This is a genomic window from Prochlorococcus sp. MIT 1223 (genome assembly GCF_034092465.1).
Lineage (GTDB): Bacteria > Cyanobacteriota > Cyanobacteriia > PCC-6307 > Cyanobiaceae > AG-402-N21.
The window spans coordinates 1,705,819-1,724,885 of sequence record NZ_CP139303.1 but is presented as its reverse complement, the minus strand read 5'-3'; the positions used below and the strand labels follow the sequence as shown (position 1 = coordinate 1,724,885).

General features: G+C 36.7%; 21 protein-coding genes, 2 tRNA genes and 1 pseudogene. 11 read left to right on the top strand and 13 right to left on the bottom strand.

All coding sequences use genetic code 11. The annotated features are described in order from the left end of the window. Nucleotides 1–20: 20 nt before the first annotated feature. From larC to SOI85_RS09325, 3 genes are all read right to left on the bottom strand, one after another. On the bottom strand, nt 21–1,256 hold the full coding sequence (larC, locus tag SOI85_RS09335) for a nickel pincer cofactor biosynthesis protein LarC (RefSeq protein WP_320664113.1): 1,236 nt from the start codon (nt 1,254–1,256) through the stop codon (nt 21–23). 86 nt (nt 1,257–1,342) lie between these two features. After that, the gene (locus tag SOI85_RS09330) at nt 1,343–2,008 is read right to left on the bottom strand and encodes a hypothetical protein (protein ID WP_320664112.1); all 666 of its coding nucleotides are present in this window, start codon (nt 2,006–2,008) and stop codon (nt 1,343–1,345) included. Nucleotides 2,009–2,076: 68 nt separating this feature from the next. After that, complete coding sequence (locus SOI85_RS09325; protein WP_320664111.1) at nt 2,077–2,379, bottom strand: hypothetical protein; 303 nt, start codon at nt 2,377–2,379, stop codon at nt 2,077–2,079. Nucleotides 2,380–2,453: 74 nt separating this feature from the next. Between SOI85_RS09325 and xth the strand changes: the two genes are divergently transcribed. Both xth and hemL read left to right on the top strand, forming a co-directional pair. Next, nucleotides 2,454–3,287 (top strand): exodeoxyribonuclease III, encoded by an 834-nt coding sequence (gene xth, locus SOI85_RS09320; protein WP_320664110.1) that lies wholly within the window; start codon nt 2,454–2,456, stop codon nt 3,285–3,287. Between the two features lie 222 nt (nt 3,288–3,509). Further along, entirely contained in the window at nt 3,510–4,850 is a 1,341-nt protein-coding gene (gene hemL / locus SOI85_RS09315) for a glutamate-1-semialdehyde 2,1-aminomutase (protein ID WP_320664109.1), read from the top strand. A gap of 81 nt (nt 4,851–4,931) precedes the next feature. Here hemL and SOI85_RS09310 read toward each other — a convergent pair whose 3' ends face one another. From SOI85_RS09310 to SOI85_RS09290, 5 genes are all read right to left on the bottom strand, one after another. Then, on the bottom strand, nt 4,932–5,738 hold the full coding sequence (locus SOI85_RS09310; protein ID WP_320664108.1) for a prohibitin family protein: 807 nt from the start codon (nt 5,736–5,738) through the stop codon (nt 4,932–4,934). Between the two features lie 73 nt (nt 5,739–5,811). After that, on the bottom strand, nt 5,812–6,015 hold the full coding sequence (locus tag SOI85_RS09305; RefSeq protein WP_320664107.1) for a hypothetical protein: 204 nt from the start codon (nt 6,013–6,015) through the stop codon (nt 5,812–5,814). Nucleotides 6,016–6,049: 34 nt separating this feature from the next. Further along, nucleotides 6,050–6,547 (bottom strand): YajQ family cyclic di-GMP-binding protein, encoded by a 498-nt coding sequence (locus tag SOI85_RS09300; RefSeq protein WP_320664106.1) that lies wholly within the window; start codon nt 6,545–6,547, stop codon nt 6,050–6,052. Nucleotides 6,548–6,703: 156 nt separating this feature from the next. Beyond that, complete coding sequence (locus tag SOI85_RS09295; protein WP_320664105.1) at nt 6,704–7,222, bottom strand: DNA recombination-mediator protein A; 519 nt, start codon at nt 7,220–7,222, stop codon at nt 6,704–6,706. A gap of 39 nt (nt 7,223–7,261) precedes the next feature. Continuing rightward, entirely contained in the window at nt 7,262–8,353 is a 1,092-nt protein-coding gene (locus tag SOI85_RS09290; protein WP_320664104.1) for a phosphotransacetylase family protein, read from the bottom strand. Between the two features lie 188 nt (nt 8,354–8,541). On the opposite strand from SOI85_RS09290, the gene SOI85_RS09285 reads away from it, so the two are divergent. After that, nucleotides 8,542–9,288: an SDR family oxidoreductase gene (locus SOI85_RS09285; protein WP_320664103.1), complete on the top strand. Its 747-nt coding sequence runs from the start codon at nt 8,542–8,544 to the stop codon at nt 9,286–9,288. A gap of 10 nt (nt 9,289–9,298) precedes the next feature. Here the strand turns inward: SOI85_RS09285 and map are convergent, their stop codons facing one another. Next, nucleotides 9,299–10,135, bottom strand: coding sequence for a type I methionyl aminopeptidase (gene map, locus SOI85_RS09280; RefSeq protein WP_320664102.1), 837 nt, complete (start codon nt 10,133–10,135; stop codon nt 9,299–9,301). A 568-nt stretch (nt 10,136–10,703) separates the two neighbouring features. On the opposite strand from map, the pseudogene rplS reads away from it, so the two are divergent. From rplS to gltX, 5 genes and pseudogenes are all read left to right on the top strand, one after another. Beyond that, a pseudogene (gene rplS, locus SOI85_RS09275) lies at nt 10,704–11,093 on the top strand (50S ribosomal protein L19); the annotation flags it as partial. A 61-nt stretch (nt 11,094–11,154) separates the two neighbouring features. Next, nucleotides 11,155–11,227 (top strand) — tRNA-Trp (locus tag SOI85_RS09270). Between the two features lie 36 nt (nt 11,228–11,263). Beyond that, nucleotides 11,264–11,452, top strand: coding sequence for a hyperconserved protein Hcp (locus tag SOI85_RS09265; RefSeq protein ID WP_006043540.1), 189 nt, complete (start codon nt 11,264–11,266; stop codon nt 11,450–11,452). Between the two features lie 220 nt (nt 11,453–11,672). Continuing rightward, nucleotides 11,673–11,746, top strand: a tRNA-Asp gene (locus tag SOI85_RS09260). An 18-nt stretch (nt 11,747–11,764) separates the two neighbouring features. Further along, nucleotides 11,765–13,198: a glutamate--tRNA ligase gene (gene gltX, locus SOI85_RS09255; protein WP_320664100.1), complete on the top strand. Its 1,434-nt coding sequence runs from the start codon at nt 11,765–11,767 to the stop codon at nt 13,196–13,198. A 4-nt stretch (nt 13,199–13,202) separates the two neighbouring features. Here gltX and SOI85_RS09250 read toward each other — a convergent pair whose 3' ends face one another. The 3 genes from SOI85_RS09250 to tsaD all read right to left on the bottom strand — a co-directional run bounded on the left by SOI85_RS09250 (nt 13,203) and on the right by tsaD (nt 15,886). Next, nucleotides 13,203–14,405, bottom strand: coding sequence for a cation:proton antiporter (locus SOI85_RS09250; protein WP_320664099.1), 1,203 nt, complete (start codon nt 14,403–14,405; stop codon nt 13,203–13,205). Nucleotides 14,406–14,608: 203 nt separating this feature from the next. Continuing rightward, the gene (locus SOI85_RS09245) at nt 14,609–14,788 is read right to left on the bottom strand and encodes a high light inducible protein (protein WP_320664098.1); all 180 of its coding nucleotides are present in this window, start codon (nt 14,786–14,788) and stop codon (nt 14,609–14,611) included. A gap of 30 nt (nt 14,789–14,818) precedes the next feature. Beyond that, entirely contained in the window at nt 14,819–15,886 is a 1,068-nt protein-coding gene (gene tsaD, locus SOI85_RS09240; RefSeq protein WP_320664097.1) for a tRNA (adenosine(37)-N6)-threonylcarbamoyltransferase complex transferase subunit TsaD, read from the bottom strand. An 80-nt stretch (nt 15,887–15,966) separates the two neighbouring features. On the opposite strand from tsaD, the gene SOI85_RS09235 reads away from it, so the two are divergent. Then, on the top strand, nt 15,967–16,521 hold the full coding sequence (locus SOI85_RS09235) for a Photosystem I reaction center subunit III (protein ID WP_320665172.1): 555 nt from the start codon (nt 15,967–15,969) through the stop codon (nt 16,519–16,521). 48 nt (nt 16,522–16,569) lie between these two features. Beyond that, entirely contained in the window at nt 16,570–16,701 is a 132-nt protein-coding gene (gene psaJ / locus SOI85_RS09230; RefSeq protein WP_320664096.1) for a photosystem I reaction center subunit IX, read from the top strand. An 11-nt stretch (nt 16,702–16,712) separates the two neighbouring features. On the opposite strand, the gene gmk is transcribed toward psaJ, so the two are convergent. Beyond that, the gene (gmk, locus tag SOI85_RS09225; protein ID WP_320664095.1) at nt 16,713–17,270 is read right to left on the bottom strand and encodes a guanylate kinase; all 558 of its coding nucleotides are present in this window, start codon (nt 17,268–17,270) and stop codon (nt 16,713–16,715) included. Between the two features lie 57 nt (nt 17,271–17,327). Between gmk and SOI85_RS09220 the strand changes: the two genes are divergently transcribed. Further along, the gene (locus tag SOI85_RS09220) at nt 17,328–19,055 is read left to right on the top strand and encodes an NFACT family protein (RefSeq protein WP_320664094.1); all 1,728 of its coding nucleotides are present in this window, start codon (nt 17,328–17,330) and stop codon (nt 19,053–19,055) included. Nucleotides 19,056–19,067: the final 12 nt, after the last annotated feature.

The following is a 19,067-nucleotide window of genomic DNA, read 5'->3' as shown; positions in this document are numbered from 1 at the left end:
GGATCATCTGTTTATTTTTATTATTCGAAAGACCAATCTTCGGATGGGACAAAATTCTCTAATGATTGAAACATTTCCTTTCTAATTTGATCTGGAGACTTGTCAGTTTCTTTGCTTATCTTGAGTAAATCATTATGTTCAGGCTTTATCGTTAATTCCCCATTAGGTCTCTTCACTTGTTTAACTTTGATTTCCCCAAATCTAGTAAAGCAAACTCCTTTTCTGCGGGGTAAGACCCATCGACCAATCTCAGTTTCTCTTAATCCTATTGTTGTGCCTTGAGAGAACCAAATCATTCTAAGTTCCTCAGCTAAATTAGAATATAAAATTGCTTGAATATTCATACCTTGCCTACCTTTTTTCATTTGGACTGGGTAAGAAATCACATCAAGAGCGCCTCCTTTTCGCAACTTAGTTATTAAATCCGCCAGGTCTTCTGGAGAACTATCATCTATCCAGGCCTCTTGAACTATCAGTATCTCCCAAGATAGTTTAGGGATTAATTTGTCTTGTTTTCCAAGGTTCACATTATCAATTTGACTTAATCTTAAGAAGTTTGGCCTGCAGAAATCTTTTTTGCCTAAGCCAATTCCTATCGATGAAATTTTAATAGAAGAAGGTTGCTTGAATTCATCTACAAAAACACTGAGCAAGGCAATCCCAGTTGGAGTAGTTAATTCGGATTCAGGCGAATCACTTCCACCAGACAATTGAATGTTATTTCTCTTTGCTATTTCCATAACGCAAGGGACTGGTACGGGCATGACACCATGAGCCGTTTTAATATTCCCTGAGCCAACTACCGGAGGTGTGCAATAAATATTTTTTGGCTTAAAAAAATCAATTGCTAGGCATACTCCAAAAATATTTACAAGAGTTTCAATAGAGGCTAATTCATGAAAATGGACATCACTAAGTTCACATCCGTGAACGACAGATTCTGCTAAAGCGATTTCCTTAAAAACATTTAAAATATTTACTTTTACGGAATCCTTTATTCGAAGACTATTAATTTCTTTTTCTATAGTTAGCCAACTTTTTATAGAGGGTAAAGTCTTAATTTTTTCGATATCAATCTTCTTTCCTCTTAATCCATAGCTTTTAGATTCTATTACTTCTAGTTTAAAAGATTTATTTAATCCTATTTTTTTTACTTCATCTTTGAGCAAGTTTTCTGGAAATCCCAAGTCAATTAAAGCTGCTAAAAACATATCTCCAGATATACCTATTGGACACTCGAGATAAAGATTTTTCATGATAAGATCTTTTTATTAATAATTAAAATTATTCATCTAGAAATTAAATTTCTAGAGATTATTAATCTTATATTTTTAAGCATCTTTTATAACTTCCCCTTTTTCTTTTGAACTGGATTTTTTCTAACTCCACTCTTCCTTATTTTACTTATACTAGGACCTAGTAATTGATAATCTTCAACTACTAAACTTTGTCCATTTCTTCTAATATTAAGACTTACAAAATTCCTTAATCCATCGATTGGTATATTCCCTTCTAAAATAATTTTAAATGGTACAGATTTCCTTCCATTATTCTTATTTTTTTGCCTGATCTTAACTATTGCTTCATTGTTTTCAGGTCTAGTAAAAATCAAATCGCCTCTAATGGAAAAATAATCATCGCCTTCTGGTAATTCATCAAAAACATCTCTACGATTCAAAATACTTTGATTTTCATTATTCTGAGATTTGATATCTGTCTTATCCAGTGTGCTCGGTTCCCATATTCCACTTATCTGCAAATGAAGATGTCCTGCTTCACGGCACCGAGGATACACGACCCAAAGATGTGGTTTTTCTATAGAGATATGCCTACGCATCAAAGTAATTACTCGTCCTAAAACCACCGAATCAATCTCTTCCCCTTGCAAGTCAATTAATTTTCCTCGATTAAATTGATCTTTATCTTCTGGCTTATAGAATCCTCTAACGATGCCTATGGCTCGATATTGCAAAGGTTCTGTAACTGGTGGAATCGGATGATTGCGCATCAAAATAAAGGGGACATTGTTTGCCCAACTAACAATTTAGCTAGCTTTTGATAATTTCTCAGTTTCAATTAATTATTCACAGATTGTTCAATCTGTGAATAATTATCATAGAAACCTTCTAAAGCCTGATCAATGGCATCTTCTGGACTCGTTGCATCATCAAGTGCAGAAGCTTTCCTCAATATATGCATCAATTCAAATGGGTTCTGAGGTAAAACAGATTCATTGGTCCTTTCTCCTGCATGATTTTCATGAATATCCTTGTTTCCCGAATAAGAACCTAATTGAGACGCCATGGAACTACTTTGAAAAAAACTAAAAATAACCATTAACCCTTGAGAAATTAAGAGTGCTTTTAGAGAATATTTCATGTGTTATGAGTTTAACCTTGATTTTTCTTGGATAAAATTCAATATCATATTACCTGATTTCCCAATCTTGAGCTGTGTTAATTGCAACCTGGAATGTTAATTCAATACGAACTCGCTTGCCTCAAGTCATGGACTGGATTAAGGAAGTTAATCCTGATCTACTTTGCCTGCAAGAGACAAAGGTTGAAGATAAGTCTTTCCCTAAAGAACAATTTGAAGAATATGGTTATCACACTTATTTTCATGGTCAAAAATCTTATAATGGAGTAGCTCTTCTCAGTAAGGAACCACTTAATGACGTGAGATTTGGAATTAAAGATGAATTAAAAAATAATGATGAAGCTGAAAAACTAAGTGAGCAAAAAAGAGTTATTAGTGCATTAATAGAAGGAATTCGAATAGTAAACATATATGTTCCCAATGGATCATCTGTGAATTCTGACAAATATGACTACAAAATAAAATGGCTTAAATGCATGAAAAAATATCTAGAAGCTCAATCAAAAAGAGAAGAGCCTCTTTGTCTTTTAGGAGACATCAATATCGCACCAGATGATAGAGATATTCATAATCCAGAAAAATTAACTGGTTCAATAATGGCCAGTGAATTAGAAAGAAAATGTCTTCGTGATTTATTGAATAAACGATTAGAAGATGTTTTTAGAATATTTGAACCTCATTCTGGGCATTGGAGCTGGTGGGATTATCGCAGCTCTGCGTGGGAAAGAGATAAAGGGTGGAGAATTGATCAGATTTATCTCAGCGAAGAACTCATTCAAAATGCAAAAAGCTGCAAAATTCACAAAAAAGTGAGATCTAATTTAAAACCAAGCGATCATGCACCTGTAGTTGTTGAAATCAACTGGCCCGCAGAAGATCTTGAGGACTCTTTTCCGTATTTCACTTGAAATTGTGACTTTCTATTCTCAAATCATCACACGAAGAATAAAAGATTTAAACAATTCAAAAATTTTATTGAAAAGATTAGATTATTCCTTGAAATAGCAGTAATGGATTTGAATTATGAGTTGTAAGGATCTATGCAAAAAAGTCACGAAGCAAAAAATTACCTATAAAATTTATACAACTTACAAATTAATTAAAGACGAATCAGACTGTTGTAGGCCAATATGGCCAACTGTGTTTATGAGCCCAATCGCATAGTTGCCGTGACAAACGCGTTGAACACAAATCGTTCAGAGGCAATCTTTAGTGCTGCTAAAGAACTAATGCCTGGGGGGGTAAGTTCTCCTGTTAGAGCTTTTAAATCTGTTAATGGCAATCCAATTGTCTTTGATCGAGTTAAAGGCCCTTATGCATGGGATGTGGATGGAAATCGCTTCATCGACTATGTAGGGAGCTGGGGGCCTGCTATATGCGGTCATGCTCATCCTGAAGTAATTGCAGCTCTTCAAGAAGCCCTAGAGAAGGGAACCAGCTTTGGGGCTCCATGTGAACTGGAGAACCAATTAGCAGAGATGGTTATAGAGGCTGTTCCAAGTATTGAGATGGTTCGCTTCGTCAATAGCGGTACAGAAGCCTGCATGGCAGTCCTAAGGCTCATGAGAGCTTATACAGGAAGGGATAAGGTGATTAAGTTTGAAGGCTGCTACCACGGACATGCTGACATGTTTCTTGTGAAGGCTGGCTCTGGTGTTGCAACTTTGGGGCTGCCGGACTCTCCAGGAGTACCACGCAGCACCACGGCAAACACCTTGACGGCTCCATACAACGATCTTGAAGCTGTTAAAGAATTATTTGCAGAAAACCCAGATGCAGTCTCAGGTGTAATTCTTGAGCCAGTTGTTGGGAATGCTGGTTTCATTACACCAGAGCCTGGATTCCTTGAAGGACTTAGGGAGCTAACTAAAGAGAACGGGGCATTACTTGTTTTTGATGAAGTAATGACTGGATTTAGGATTAGTTATGGTGGGGCTCAAGAACGTTTTGGAGTCATCCCAGATCTAACAACAATGGGCAAAGTAATCGGCGGTGGGCTGCCAGTAGGTGCTTATGGAGGGAAGAAAGAAATCATGTCGATGGTCGCACCTGCAGGCCCCATGTATCAGGCGGGTACTCTTAGTGGAAACCCACTTGCAATGACGGCTGGAATAAAAACACTAGAACTTCTTAAACAAGAAGGCTCATACGAAAGGCTTGAATCAATAACTCAAAGACTTATCAAAGGTATTGTTCAAGCTGGAAAAGATGAAGGCATACCTATAACGGGTAGCAGCATAAGCGCAATGTTTGGTTTCTATTTATGCGAAGGGCCGGTAAGAAACTTTGAGGAAGCAAAATCAGCCGATTCAGAATTATATGGAAAACTTCATAGAGCAATACTTGAAAAGGGTATTTATCTAGCACCTAGTGCATTTGAAGCAGGTTTCACGTCACTTGCTCATTCTGAAGATGATATAAATTCCACTTTACAATGCTTTCAAGAGTGCTTCTCTGAAATCAAAAAGTAACGATGATTAAATACTAAAACTCAGCTTCTTACATAATAAAGAAGCCGAGTTTTAGTATTTAAGATTTAATTAGCGTAATAATTAATTACCTCTACCGCCGACAATAACAGGATTTCCACCACCTTTATTACCAGGCAAAGCCGGAACTACTTGTGTTTTTCCATCCCACTTGTCTAAGAACAATTTAAAGAGAACTTGATCATCAAGACTTTGAGTCAAAGTCTCATACCTTAGGGCTTCTTGCTCAGCAATTTTAACTTCAGTTTGTGCCCTAAGTAACTGCTGTTCAGCAATTTGTTTCTGTTCAATAGCTGCTCTATATTCTTCTGCTATTTGTAAACCAGTTAAATCAAGAGCCTGTACATCTACATAGTCAAATTTATCTAATTCTTTAGCAACTGTCTCTTCTACTATTCGAGAAATATCGCTCCAATTACTTGCAATGGCAACCAGCTCATACTTTGAGAAAACTGATTTCAAAGCTTTCAATAAAGAAGGCTTGATTATTCGAGGATAAACTTCTGAATCAGTATAAGAGATAGTACTAAAAACTCTTCCAGCCTCACTTGACCTAACTGCATATTTTACAGTTGCTGTAGCCTCAATAACTTGAAGATCCTTTGTAAGCGCCTCAAAATTTTCTGGTATAACTTTAGTTCTTACGTCAAAAGGATAAGTGGCCTGAATGAAAGGAACTTTAAAGTTAAGGCCTGGATTTCTGGGCCTGCCACTAACTTTCCCAAGAGTTGTTACCACAGCCACCTTTCCAGCTGGGACAACGAATAGAGCTTGTGTAAGCAGCAAGAAGCCCGTAAAAGAAAGGACCAACAAAAGAGTTGTCGCACCACCAGGTCCATTAGGTGTAACGTTACGAAATGGGGTTGTCATTGGAAGACTCAACTATTCAAATTTTATGAATAACTAGTGGAATTTGTGATAATTTTTAGTTTCTTTCAGTAATTCAGTTCAATTCTCTGACTCTTTTCAGGATTGCAAGATAAAGTTCTTCGTCGACCTCCTTAATGTCATATTCCGAAGGTCTAACTCCATGATGATATTCATGCAAAACCATCCAACAATCTCTATCAAGATCTTCATTTCGCTTATCAGTCAGTCTAATAACCTTCTGAGCTAATTCATCAACCAATTCCTGGAAAGAATCCATATGACTACAAATTGATCTTAATAAATTAACTTGATTACCTGAAATTTTCGTATTGCAAAGGGACTTCAAGTTCTTCCTCTTGAGATCTTAACAAAGTAATTGCTTCCTGTAAGTCATCTTTATTTTTACCAGTAATTCTTAAAGATTCTCCTTGAATGGATACATTTATCTTTTTAATCTTATCTCGAATAATTTTACTTATTTTCTTGGAAATCTCCTGTGACAATCCTTTCTTTAATAAAATCTTTTGTTTAACACGATTACCCGAAGATGATTCAGGTAATTGAAAGTCAAATATCTTTAGAGACAGATTTCTCTTAGTTGCCTTTTGCCTTAAAATAGCTTCAACAGCCTGCAAGGTCATATCACTTGCCGTTATTATGATTAATTCATTTTCCTGTAGATCAATTTCAGTATTTGAAGCCTTAAGATCATAACGTTGACCTACCTCTCTATTTAATTGATCAACTGCATTGATCAATTCCTGACGATCAAAGTCTGAGACAACATCAAAAGAATAAGTTCCTGACATTTAATTAATCTGGGATTCTAATTTTCAAATTATATTATGAATAGACCTATATCATTTTTCTTATTAAATCAATAACTTAACTCAAGGCTTCATAAAAAGTTATGATTAAATGTAAATAAAAAATATCTAAATATTCTTTTCACCCATCAAAAAGTTTCAATCAAAAAACAATAAGCTAACTATCTTTCCCATTTCCTCAGCATTATTGCAACTACTTAAAAGTGTTTCACTATCATGAAATGCAAAGCATATTAACTGATCACAGCGACTGATAATCTCTTGGTTGCAAAGGCTGCTAGCCATCGGAAGAGATAACTCATCATTATCAGGTTTCTCAATCAAATGCAATACATTACTTAATTGATCTCGAATCTCTGGGGTTTGCCTTTCTAGACTTTGAGGTAAAAGTACTGTTAAAAGTGAAGAATCCACCTCTAAAACGGCTCGTATTACAGCAGCGTTGACACCTTGAGAGCCTGATGTGATCAAAGAATGTCCTTCTTGCGCCAAAGATCTAGCTATCAACTCCACAAGATGAATGGCTACTACAGGTACATGCCTGCTCCCTAAGAAAGCAATTCTTCGTTTTCCCTTGTCTTGTAACAAGGCCAACTCCTGAGCCAACGTATCAACGCGGCCAAGAGAGGGGAGGTCCATAGATCGACTCAAGGACATTCCCATAAAGACTTATTGAAACTAGTAGTGCGCATGAATTTATGAATGAGTTTCTAGTCTTGAGAAAAGTCGAGTTAAATCACAATGCTCTTCCACTAGACGAAAGGCATAAGTAGCTTTTACCGATTCATGCAATCGCACATGGCCAAAAGCATTTTCAATTACCTCAACAGTAGAAAGAGTATCTCTATCAACTCGTAATAAAGGAACTTCTAGTTCTTCTGCTCGGTTAACCAATTGAGGAAGAGGCTCGCCAGCTCCTGTAAGTATTAAACATTGAGTTGAAGCCTCCAAAGCAGCTAATTGCAAATCAGTACGATCCGCTCCAGTTACGACAGCCATATTACGTCTCCTTCGAAAAAATTCCATTGCAGAATTAACACTCATTGCCCCGATACTTAGTGTTTCAACCATTAATTCCAATTTATCTGAACAACAAATAACTCTTGCTTCCAATCTGCTGGCCAGCTCTTCTACTGTGACGCTTCTTAAAAGAGGCGAACGAGGCATAATTCCAAACACCTCTATACCTAATGCACCTAAAGCAGGTACTACTTTAGTTTGGATGTTATTAATTTCACTAGGGTCAACACCATTCAGTACTACACCAACAAAATGCTCTTCAAGCTCTTGCTTAGCAGCCAATAAATCATCAACACTTCTGCTGTCTTGCCAAGTATGAACTAATAAAGCCGGTATATCTAATCTTTTAACTAATTCAACAAGGCTTAATCCATAAAGCAACCCTTCATGAAGGCTGCCAGCACCTTCAAGAATATTTATTCCATCTATAGGGTCTAATAATGTTTCCTTAAATTCTTCAAATCTTATTCCAGGTTGAAGGTTTGAATCAATTAATCGACTTTCAGAACTTTCAGAAGATATATAATCTACAGAAGGTATTAAATCTTTTGCAGATAAGCCTAAAGTCTTACCAATAAATCGAACGTCTTCATCAATGATTTTGGAATTTCTAGATTCAGATTCCGAAAACAACTCAACAGTAGTAGCAAGGGGCTTACCAAATCTAACTTTTTTTTGAGAAGCAATACACTTTCTTGCCATACCAAGCACCAAAGCGGATTTACCACTAAATGGCTCGCATGATCCGATCATCAAGGTCTTTGCCACGACCGGACTCCTAAACAGTATTAGTTATTAATTTTATAATTTAAAAAAAATTCCTCAACAGCATTGAAAATAAATGCTTGGAGATCCACAACTTTATGAAAGCATTTCAAATATGAGCTTTCAATGAGGCAATAATCTTTTCTCGCAAAAAAGCTATTACCTCAATCCATATTGATTTAATGAATTTCATGAATTCTTCAAGTCCAAATACCTCTCGTTGGTCTGATCTCAGAATAGGTATTACTGGAATCTCTGGGACCCTAGGGAAAGCCTTAACTAAAACGCTTAGAGAGAAAGGTGCATACGTTGTAGGATTAACAAGCAATCAAAAATCCAATAACTCCTTCACATCAGATTCCCCAAACGAATTAATTAATTGGAAGTGTGGAGAAGAAAAAGAATTAGATAATGTTTTAAATTCTCTTGATATTTTAATTTTAAATCATGGAATTAACCTTCAAGGATCACAAACAAATAAAGATATTAGTAAGGCTTTGGAAATAAATGCTTTAAGCACATTACGTTTTTTAGATCGTTTTGAAGAACTACTCAAGAAAGATACATCTCAAACAAAAAGGTGTGAGGTTTGGGTTAATACGTCTGAAGCAGAAATACAGCCAGCCTTTAGTCCTACTTATGAAATAAGCAAGAGGCTTTTAGGGCAAATAGTTTCTATTAAAATGAGTAATATAGCTAAAGGAAAGAAATCTTATCTGACAATCCGAAAAATCATTTTAGGTCCTTTTAAGTCCAATCTCAATCCTATTGGCATAATGAATGCTGAATTCGTAGCACGTCAAATATTAAATCTGTCAGGACTTAATTTAAAGTTAATTATTATAAGTCCAAACCCATTTACATATCTAATAATGCCTATTGTTGAAGTTTTAAGATTTATTTATTTCCGGTTTACTAGTTTTATAAACAATAAATAAGAAATTAGGTCTAATTGTTTCTTTCAGTAAGTATCTCAAAACCCTTACTTGTAACAAGGACCGTATGTTCCCATTGAGCAGAAAGACTCCCATCTTGAGTTACAACTGTCCAGCCATCTTTCAAGGTTTTACAGGCTTTACTCCCACTATTAACAATAGGTTCTATTGCAAGAGTCATCCCAGGCCGCAAAGTTACATTTGGAAGATCTGTAGTTCTAAAGTTAAAAACAGATGGTTCTTCATGAAGATTGCGACCAACCCCGTGCCCGGTGTAGTCCTCTACAACACTAAAGCCATTCTCCTTTACAACGTCTTCTACTGCGCCAGCAATATCCATTAAAGTGTTTTTAGGCTTAACTTTAGATATACCAGCATTTAAAGCTTCTTGAGCAACTCGACTTAGCTCTTTAGCAATTTCCGAAACCTCTCCTACGCAAATAGTTATACAGCTATCTCCGTGATAGCCATCAAAATAAGCGCCAGTATCAACTTTAAGTAAATCTCCTGATTTTATAATTCTTTTCGAGGAAGGGATTCCATGAACAACTTCATTATTAATACTTGCGCAAATACTAGAAGGGAATCCCTGGTAGCCCTTAAAACTTGGAGTTGCTCCCATTTCTCTAATTGTTCGCTCAGCATATTCATCTAAATCTCCTGTTGTCATACCAGGAGAAACCATTGATTCAATTTCTTTTAGGACCGTAGCTACTATTTTGCTGGCATCTCTCATTATCTTTATCTCGCGTAGAGATTTAAGCTCTATCCCTCTTCTCTGCTGAATCCTAGGGCCAGTTTTGCTAATGCTTCCATTGGAAGATGCTAGTAGGTCAGAAAAAAGATTCATATTTCCCAAATTTTTATAATATTAATTTGCATAGCTCAATTTGAATAAAGAAAAAATAATTTATAACTCACTCGCAGAAAGCCATCAAGAAAATCAGTTAAACAAGGAAAGAGGTGCTGATTAAGAAAGCAGGCAGCTTGACTTAGCCATCTTTAACTAGAGAATTTATCCCATTATTTGAAATCACATTTTTTAGGAAGATATTACTCACTAGTAATAGATTCAAAACACTTGTTAAAAAGTGAACTAAATAAGCTGATGGCCATTAATTTGAATGAAATCATAAAAGCTACGGATGCGAATCATCTTTGCTTAATTCAATACAAAACAAAATTCTTTTAATGCCTCTCTAAAGGGTAAGCCAAGTTTCAGAAAATTTTTCTCTAAAAAGCAAAGAAAGTTAGGCAAGACTGATTAATTAGCAGTTACAATAATTATCTGGAAAAAAATAGGATCAGTGATGTCAGAAGACTCAAAATCTACTCCCGCAAAAACAGAAGCCGTTGAGGCCTCTGAAACCAAGGTCTCTACTGAAAAAGTGTCAGCTTCTAAAGCTACTAAGAGTATTTCACAGGGAACCAAAAGCAATGCTCCGAAGAGAATCAGCCCAAAAGAGATCATTAGCGAATTCGAAAAATCTCAAGAAAAGCAAAACCTTCCTGAGATATATGTAGGCGACACAGTTAAAGTCGGGGTAAAAATAAGCGAGGGAAACAAAGAGCGTGTCCAGCCCTATGAAGGAGTGATAATTGCAAAAAGGCACGGAGGGTTAAATCAAACAATCACTGTTAGAAGAATTTTCCAAGGAATTGGCGTAGAGAGAGTTTTTATGGTTCATAGCCCACAAGTAGCTTCTATAAAAGTCGAACGCCGAGGTAAAGTTAGAAGAGCGAAGCTTTTCTACCTGCGTGATCGTGTTGGTAAAGCCACTCGAGTAAAGCAGCGCTTCGACCGCTGAGGTTTCGGCCTCGTCCATCCAAATGTCATTATTGAAATAATGACCCGAGGGTATTCACAATGCGCCGTTAGTTCAGTTGGTAGAACGCAGGTCTCCAAAACCTGATGTCGGGGGTTCGAGTCCTCCACGGCGCGTTCGATCACCCTCTCTGCAGTTACTTTGTTTAAAGAATGGAGTTAGATCTTCAACCTGGTGATGTTGTAAAAGTCCTTGAATCAGCCGCACTAGGCTGGGTTCGAGCAAGAGTAATTCGAGTTAAATCTGGAGGTAGAGTTGTTGTTCAAAGTGATCAAGGTAGGGAATTCACTGCAAGAGGAAATCAAGTTCGGTTAATAGAACCTGCAGGATTTCGCCCTTAAATTTCATTTCCATGATTACGTTCTCAAAGGAGCTATTTATCCAAATCAAAAAACATTGATCATCGTTTATCAATCATTTGCTACTTGAAAATTATTGAAAAAACACAAATTCCTTAGTTAGAGAGTCGCTGGTATTAGATTAATCATTCTAGGATGTTTTTTTTTCAATCCAAGCCACCCAGACTCATTAACTAAAGCCCTCTTAGGGCATTGTTCATCTGGGACCGTAGTTCAACTGGTTAGAGCACCGCCCTGTCACGGCGGAAGTTGCGGGTTCGAATCCCGTCGGTCCCGTTCTTCACAAAATCAAGCGTGACGGTTCGAGTAAGACTTGCCCCTAGTCCCACTGGAACTCTTCATATAGGAACAGCTAGAACAGCATTATTCAATTGGCTCTTTGCTAAAAAAAATAGTGGGAAGTTCTTACTCAGGATAGAAGACACTGATAAAGAGAGATCGAAGCAAGAGCACCTAGAAAATATTCTTCAGGGACTAAAATGGCTAAATCTTCAATGGGATGAAGATTTAATAATTCAAAGTGAACGTATCAACTGTCATAGACAAGCCATTAAGAAACTTCTTGAAGAAGGTTATGCCTACAGATGTTTTGCAACCGAAGTAGAACTTGAAGAGATGAGAGAAGCGCAGAAGAGGAGAGGAGAAGCTCCTCGATATGACAATAGATATCGAGATCTCAGTAAAGAAGATGAAGCAAATTTCATAACTGAAGGAAGATCTTATGTGATTCGTTTTCGAATAAATGATGAAGAAAGAATTGAGTGGAATGACCTTGTAAGAGGACAAATGAAATGGAAAGGAGAAGACTTGGGAGGAGACATGGTTATTTCCAGGAGAGCGAACTCAATGGAGATTGGCGAGCCTCTTTACAACTTAGTTGTTGTAATTGACGATGCTGAAATGCAAATATCACATGTCATTAGAGGTGAAGACCATATAACAAATACAGCAAAACAAATACTCCTTTATAAAGCTTTAGGACTTAGAATTCCTGAATTTGCTCATACTCCTTTAATTCTTAATTCAGAAGGGAAAAAACTTTCAAAAAGAGATGGGGTTACTTCTATAAATCAATTTAGAGATATGGGATACACAGCAGAAGCCTTGACTAATTACATGGCTTTACTGGGGTGGTCAATACCCGAAGGAATGAATGAAAGATTTAATATTGAAGAGGCTGCTGAATTATTTAGTTTTAAACGTGTAAATAAAGCAGGGGCAAAATTTGACTGGGACAAACTTAATTGGCTGAACTCTCAAGTCATTCATTCATGGGAACCTGAGATCTTATATGAATCGTTAGAAACTATTTGGGCAAAGGCTGGTTGGACAATTCCCAGTCGAGCTTGGGGGATTGAGCTAAGTAAACTCTTAGGACCATCACTAATAACTCTTCAAGACTCATTAAAACAATCAGAGCCATTCTTTAATGAACCTGAATTAAAATCTGATGGGATCAAACAACTTGAGAGTGAAGGAGCAAAAGGCTCTCTGAAAGCGCTTTTAGAAGAATTAGAAAAGAATCCATGGGACGGTAAAGACATACAAATAGCAAAAAGTCTTATTCAAGAAATTTCTGCTTCTCTCAAAATCAAAAAGGGGCTTATCATGAAAAGTCTAAGAGCTTCTCTCCTAGGAGATTTACAAGGACCTGACCTAATAACCACCTGGTCTTTATTAGCTCAAATAGATAAAGATAAAAATCGATTAAGAAAAAGTATCAAATAATTTTTTAAGTTTTTTCTTTTTTAAGTAAGCCCAATGCATTTGCAATTGGCTGTGCAGTAAGTCCTTGTATCCCTACCGTCATAAGAATTGTCAGAAAAACCAGACCTTGTAATGGTCCAGCACCTAAAACTCCTGCTTGCTCTAATCGTATTGAAAACAAAGAAGCAACTGCCGCTGTAACAATACCTCTAGGAGCAAGCCAGCCCAGAAATAATTTTTGCTTTAAATCTAGGGGTAATCCAATAGTTGCAAGACTAACTGCCAACGGTCTAACTATCACCATCAGAGTAAGGACACATATAACACCACCCCATCCAAGAGGACTTAATTCTCCCCAAGAGACATCTGCTGCAAGCAAAGGGAAAAGCATGGTTATTGCAAGTTGAGCTAATTGCCTAATAAGTTCATCTAATTCATTTGCATTAGTTGATGGCCTACGGCCTACTACAAATCCAGCAGCTACTGATGCAGGTAATCCTGATTCTGGTAAAAGCCATTCAGATATCCCATATAAAAGAAAAAGAAAACCAAGGGTTAATTGCAATCGAATACCTAAAGATGGATCAGGGGGCAATCTTCTTAAACACTCGGACAATATCCAACCAGTAAGCAAACCAATAGAGACTCCACCTCCTAATCTTGCAAAAAGCCCTAAGGCAACCTCTTTCCAACCATGAAGGTCTCCAACTAATAGTTCCAATAAAAGCAATGCTAAAACAGCACCCACTGGTTCAAGTACAAGTCCTTCAGCCTCAAGAACATCGCTTAACGGAGATTCAAGCCGTATTTGCTTCACAAGAGGAGTCACCACGGTAGGGCCTGTTGCTAAAACAATTGCGCTATAAACAGCAGCAACATTCCATCCGAGTCCTGCCAACCAATGAGCCGCAAGAAGGCCTGCCGCCAAAGAAATAGATAGTCTTATAAATGAAATTCTTATGACAATTGCTTTAATTGTTTCTCCTGGAAGCCGCAAATTTAATCCACCGTCAAACAAAACAAGGCTTACTAATAGGCCAACAATTATTTCCAATCCTTCTCCCAGGTCGAGTGGTTCGACTAACCCAAGACCTGAACGACCAATCAGCAAGCCAGATAGCAATAGCAAGACCACTCCTGGTAATCCAGTAACTAAAGACAAAAATCTTGCTCCCGCTCCTGCAAAAACGGTTATTCCCCAAAGAAGGCCAAGACGCTCAGGCGTCATAGATACTGGCGCATAAAAAGTTGAATCTCACTTCATTAACATTCATAAGGTATATACCCGAAAAACTAATTTTGCTATCAATCATTATGAAGAAGATAATTTAGTAAAACATTAAAATTCCTCTTATATAACTATAAGAAAATGAGATAGGTATATCTCTTTATAACCTTTTTGATAAAGGATAGTGAGAAAACTAAAAATTTTTATCCCGAAAAAAAGTAATTAGCAGCAAACAAAATGATAGAAAGCAGAAATAAACCGGCTATAGCCATTCGGCCATTCCATATTTCAGCCTGGTAAGTAAAACCTCTTCTCCATGAATTAAGTTCTGTCTTGCTAACATTTTGAGTATTGGGTGAATTATTTTTTGATTCAGAGTACATAGCTGAGAAACTCAAATAATTTTACGTCTTTTAAAAAGGAGGGGTTTGGTCATACAAGGAATTCGCTTGAGTTAATGGCAAGCGTCCTGAGACTCCTAATTCAAAAGAAGATTTCACTCCAGATACTAATCGCAATAACCCGGCTGTGCCTATCATTGCTGCATTGTCAGTACAAAAAGTCTTAGGTGCGATATGAACATCAATAGAATCCTTCAAAGCTCTTTCTCTCATAGTCTTTCTCAAACAAGAATTTGCAGCCACACCACCTACCATAACCAAGCATTTAAGGCCTTGATCATTTGCACAGCGAAGACTTCTATCAACTAGCACTTCGGCAACAACTCTTTCAAAACTAGCCGCAAGATCTTCTACTGGTAAAACTTCCTGAGACAATTTTAATTCTTCTATTTTACGAAGCATGGCAGTTTTGAGACCGCTAAAAGAAAAATCATAAGGATAGAATCCACCTTCAGGATTTGAGACTCTGCCTTTTGGAAGCAAAAATCTTTTAGAATTACCATTCTTACCAATCTCTTCAATTACAGGTCCACCTGGATAACCAAGGCCAAGCAATCTTGCAACTTTATCAAAAGCCTCTCCAGCTGCATCATCATGACTTCGCCCCAAACGATTGAATTTATTAAACGAGTCAACTTTTATTAATTCCGTGTGTCCTCCACTTACCAAAAGAACCAAAAATGGAGGTTTTGGGGGGGAGTCTGAAAGAAGAACAGAAGCAAGATGTCCTTCTAAATGATGTATTCCAATAAATCTTCGATCATAAAGAGACGCTAATGTCCTCCCTGATACTGAACCAATTAATAATGATCCAGCTAATCCAGGCGCAACAGTTGCTGCTATAGCATCAATTTCTGTAATTGACTTTCCCGATTTTGCTAATGCCTTTTCTATTAATGATGGCACTACCTCAAGATGAATACGGGATGCCATTTCCGGGACAACACCTCCCCATTTAGTATGCTCATCAATTTGAGAAGAAATATAATTCGCTAAAACATGAATTTTCCCTCGCTCTAAACCCATCACAGCAACAGCTGACTCGTCACAACTTGTTTCGAGCGCAAGTACTGTTTGCATTTTGGAGACAAATTTCATCTAAGTTGTTATATAGAAGAGCTTCACAAAAAGCTAATCAAATGAAAAAAGAATTTAATCTAATAGGTCGCCTTCTGGGCATTCTCCTATCAGCCTTAATCTTTGTAGGTTTTGTTCCAACAGCAAATGCTGCCAAAGGAGCCACTCTAAATAAAGATAGGCCTTCAACTGAATTCACTACTTCAGCATTAACTCCTTGCTCTGAAAATGAACGTTTCCAAGCGAGAGCAAGTGCCGCAACAACCCCCAAAGACATTGCAAGATTTGCTCGATATAGCAAAGCTTCCTGTGGAGAGGATGGACTTCCTCACCTACTAATAGGACCACCGATTGAACCTTTTGGGGCATTGCTTAACAGAGGTCATGAAGGAGACTTATTAATTCCTGGGGTAATGTTTATCTATATAGCTGGCATTATTGGATGGTCTGGAAGAGAGTATTTAAGATATGCAAAGACTCAAAAGAATGCAGCGGAATACGAAATTATTATTGATACAAAAATAGCTTGGGAATGCATCAAGAAAGGAGCCGCATGGCCATTACATGCAAATAGAGAAGGCAAGAATGGGGACCTTAGAGAAAGTGACAAAAACGTATCTCTCAATGGGCCTAGATAAAAATCTTCAAGTTTATTTATTTCTTTAAAACTTTTATTCTTTAAATCAATGCTCAAAATCTTCTATACAAAATGGTTCAGATCAGCTCCTGTAGTTGCTGCAATCTGGATTTTCATAACAGCAAGTATCATTGTTGAATTCAATAGATTTGTTCCAGACCTTCTTTTTCACCCAATATAAGAATTCATTATTCATCTAAATTTTATCAATTTTTCCAATTTAATCACAGCAACATTTATATCATCATTTAACACTTCAGCATCAAATTCAACTTTGGCTTTTAGCTCTTCATTAGCTCTTAGAAGTCGCTTTTTAATTGAGTCCTCAGTTTCAGTCCCTCTGCCTCGAATACGTTTTTCTAAATCATTAAAACTAGGAGGAGAAATAAAAATCTGTAACGCCTCTGGGCATCTTGCTCTTACTTGTCTGGCTCCTTCAAGCTCTATCTCAAGAAGTACTTTTAATCCCTTTTCTAATTTCTGACGAAGTTGTTCTATAGGTGTCCCATAAAGATTACCTGCAAACTCAGCCCATTCAAGAAACCCATTTTCCTGAATAAGAGCTTTAAATTCCTCTCGCTCCAAAAAATAATAGTCTTTCCCATCTCTTTCTCCTTCTCTTGGTAAACGAGTAGTTGCTGAGACAGAAAGGCAAAGATCTTTATTACGCTCTAAAAGTTTTTTTACTAAGGTGCCCTTTCCAACGCCACTTGGTCCTGTAATCAAAGTGAGCTTGCTGAAAGAATTCATGTATTTTGTCGAATTAATGAGCAGAATAAGTATTCGCAAGCCGAGTTCATTCAAAAAATGAAAAGAACTTCATTGCAAATAATGGATGTAACAAGCCTAAAGGCTGTAATTGCAGATCTAAGTAAAAAAATAATTCCTAGTCGTTTCGAAAAAGCACAACAATCAGACCCTAATACTATTCAGCTTGGATTAAGAACTTTAAAAGGACTTATATGGATTGAAATAAGTTGGGATGTTGAAGCTCCAAGATTTGTGGAAGTTATTCCTCAATCAAAGATTGGCTCAAAGGCAACTCTTGCAAATCAAATACATCATGGGCTGAAAGGTTTGGCATTACTGGAAATTAAACAACAAGGTTTTGAACGAATAATTCATTTTTCATTAGGCCTTCGTCCAGGGGGAGATATAAAAAAAACGCTGGTAATTGAATTAATGGGAAGGCATAGCAATTTATTTTTATTAGATCAAAGCAATAAAGTTATAACTCTTGGACGGCAAGTTAGAGATCATCAATCACGATTAAGGCCTATTAGCACGGGTGATACCTATGTACCTCCTCCTCCTTTAAAAGGTCTGCCTCCGAACAAAGAAGAGTCATTTAGAAGCTGGAAAGAAAGGCTTTCTTTATTACCTATTAATTTCAAAAGAGCGTTACAAGAAACTTATCAAGGGATTAGTCCTTCTTTAGCTCTCCAATTAATAAATGAAGATAAAGAAATAGCAAAAGAATTTATTGAACTTAAAGTCGACGAAATAAAAATGGAGACATGGTTATTTATATACGGCAGGTGGATTGATTGGCTGAATAGTATTTCGCAAAATAAACCAATTATTTATTTCTCAGGTCCTACAGACTATAAGAACTGGACAACAAAAAAAAATAAAGTTTCTCATATAAACGTCGGCCTAAGATTAGGTGAATACTATAATTATAAAATCAATCAAAGAAAAAGTAATCAGTTAAAAGCAAATCTGGAGGCGAAGCTTTCTAAGGTTAAAAAAGAACAGGAGTCAGCATTGTTCAATCAAGAAAGTCTTCTTAAAGAAAGCTGTAACCATCAATTTATAAAAGAAAAAGCTGATAGAATACTTTGTCTAGAGTCTCCTAAGAGAAGTGAAATTGAAGAAGCTCAGAAACTATATAAGAAGGTAAAGAAACTTAAGCGATCAACTTCCATAATAAAAGGAAGAATCGAATTAACTAAACAAAGAATTACTGAAATAGAAGAGAGTATCACTATGCTGGAAAATGTATTTTTGATAGAATCAGGAGAAGAGAGTGAGAAACTAAATAGGCTTATTGATTTAAAACATGAGTTAGAAGAATATATTATTAAATCAAAGAATAATAGTTATACAAATAACACTAAAAAAGAAAAATTATCACATCATCTTGAAATATTTAGCCCAGATGGCCTAACAATCCAAATTGGTCGAAACCATAGACAGAATGAATTTATCAGTATCAAGAAAGCACGCAAAGGAGATCTATGGTTTCATGCCCAAGAATGCCCTGGCAGTCATATTGTTCTGAAAGCTTCCATAAAATCTTCAAGCGAATCGGATATTCAGCTCGCAGCTGATTATGCAGCTTTATTTAGTCGAGCAAAAAAAAATAAATTCGTTTCTGTTGTGATGGCGCCTATTGAAAGTCTTCAAAGAATTCAAGGGACAGTCCCTGGAACGGTTCGCTATAGAGAAAGTTCGGTTATATGGGGTAAAACAGAAAGAGCCTTGAAACATATGGCAACAGGAGCTAGTCGCGATGGCTTATCATCTGACTAAAGAGTTTGTTCA

What these genes read in the sequence shown, in the direction of transcription:
- SOI85_RS09305 (WP_320664107.1), bottom strand. Translation starts at nt 6,015, where the DNA reads ATGGATTCTTTCCAGGAATTGGTTGATGAATTAGCTCAGAAGGTTATT.
- psaJ (WP_320664096.1), top strand. Translation starts at nt 16,570, where the DNA reads ATGCTCAAAATCTTCTATACAAAATGGTTCAGATCAGCTCCTGTAGTT.
- SOI85_RS09220 (WP_320664094.1), top strand. Translation starts at nt 17,328, where the DNA reads ATGAAAAGAACTTCATTGCAAATAATGGATGTAACAAGCCTAAAGGCT.
- gmk (WP_320664095.1), bottom strand. Translation starts at nt 17,270, where the DNA reads ATGAATTCTTTCAGCAAGCTCACTTTGATTACAGGACCAAGTGGCGTT.
- SOI85_RS09295 (WP_320664105.1), bottom strand. Translation starts at nt 7,222, where the DNA reads ATGTCCTTGAGTCGATCTATGGACCTCCCCTCTCTTGGCCGCGTTGAT.
- larC (WP_320664113.1), bottom strand. Translation starts at nt 1,256, where the DNA reads ATGAAAAATCTTTATCTCGAGTGTCCAATAGGTATATCTGGAGATATG.
- SOI85_RS09300 (WP_320664106.1), bottom strand. Translation starts at nt 6,547, where the DNA reads ATGTCAGGAACTTATTCTTTTGATGTTGTCTCAGACTTTGATCGTCAG.
- hemL (WP_320664109.1), top strand. Translation starts at nt 3,510, where the DNA reads ATGGCCAACTGTGTTTATGAGCCCAATCGCATAGTTGCCGTGACAAAC.
- SOI85_RS09285 (WP_320664103.1), top strand. Translation starts at nt 8,542, where the DNA reads ATGAATTCTTCAAGTCCAAATACCTCTCGTTGGTCTGATCTCAGAATA.
- SOI85_RS09265 (WP_006043540.1), top strand. Translation starts at nt 11,264, where the DNA reads ATGGAGTTAGATCTTCAACCTGGTGATGTTGTAAAAGTCCTTGAATCA.
- SOI85_RS09245 (WP_320664098.1), bottom strand. Translation starts at nt 14,788, where the DNA reads ATGTACTCTGAATCAAAAAATAATTCACCCAATACTCAAAATGTTAGC.
- tsaD (WP_320664097.1), bottom strand. Translation starts at nt 15,886, where the DNA reads ATGCAAACAGTACTTGCGCTCGAAACAAGTTGTGACGAGTCAGCTGTT.
- SOI85_RS09330 (WP_320664112.1), bottom strand. Translation starts at nt 2,008, where the DNA reads ATGCGCAATCATCCGATTCCACCAGTTACAGAACCTTTGCAATATCGA.
- SOI85_RS09250 (WP_320664099.1), bottom strand. Translation starts at nt 14,405, where the DNA reads ATGACGCCTGAGCGTCTTGGCCTTCTTTGGGGAATAACCGTTTTTGCA.
- map (WP_320664102.1), bottom strand. Translation starts at nt 10,135, where the DNA reads ATGAATCTTTTTTCTGACCTACTAGCATCTTCCAATGGAAGCATTAGC.
- SOI85_RS09325 (WP_320664111.1), bottom strand. Translation starts at nt 2,379, where the DNA reads ATGAAATATTCTCTAAAAGCACTCTTAATTTCTCAAGGGTTAATGGTT.
- SOI85_RS09310 (WP_320664108.1), bottom strand. Translation starts at nt 5,738, where the DNA reads ATGACAACCCCATTTCGTAACGTTACACCTAATGGACCTGGTGGTGCG.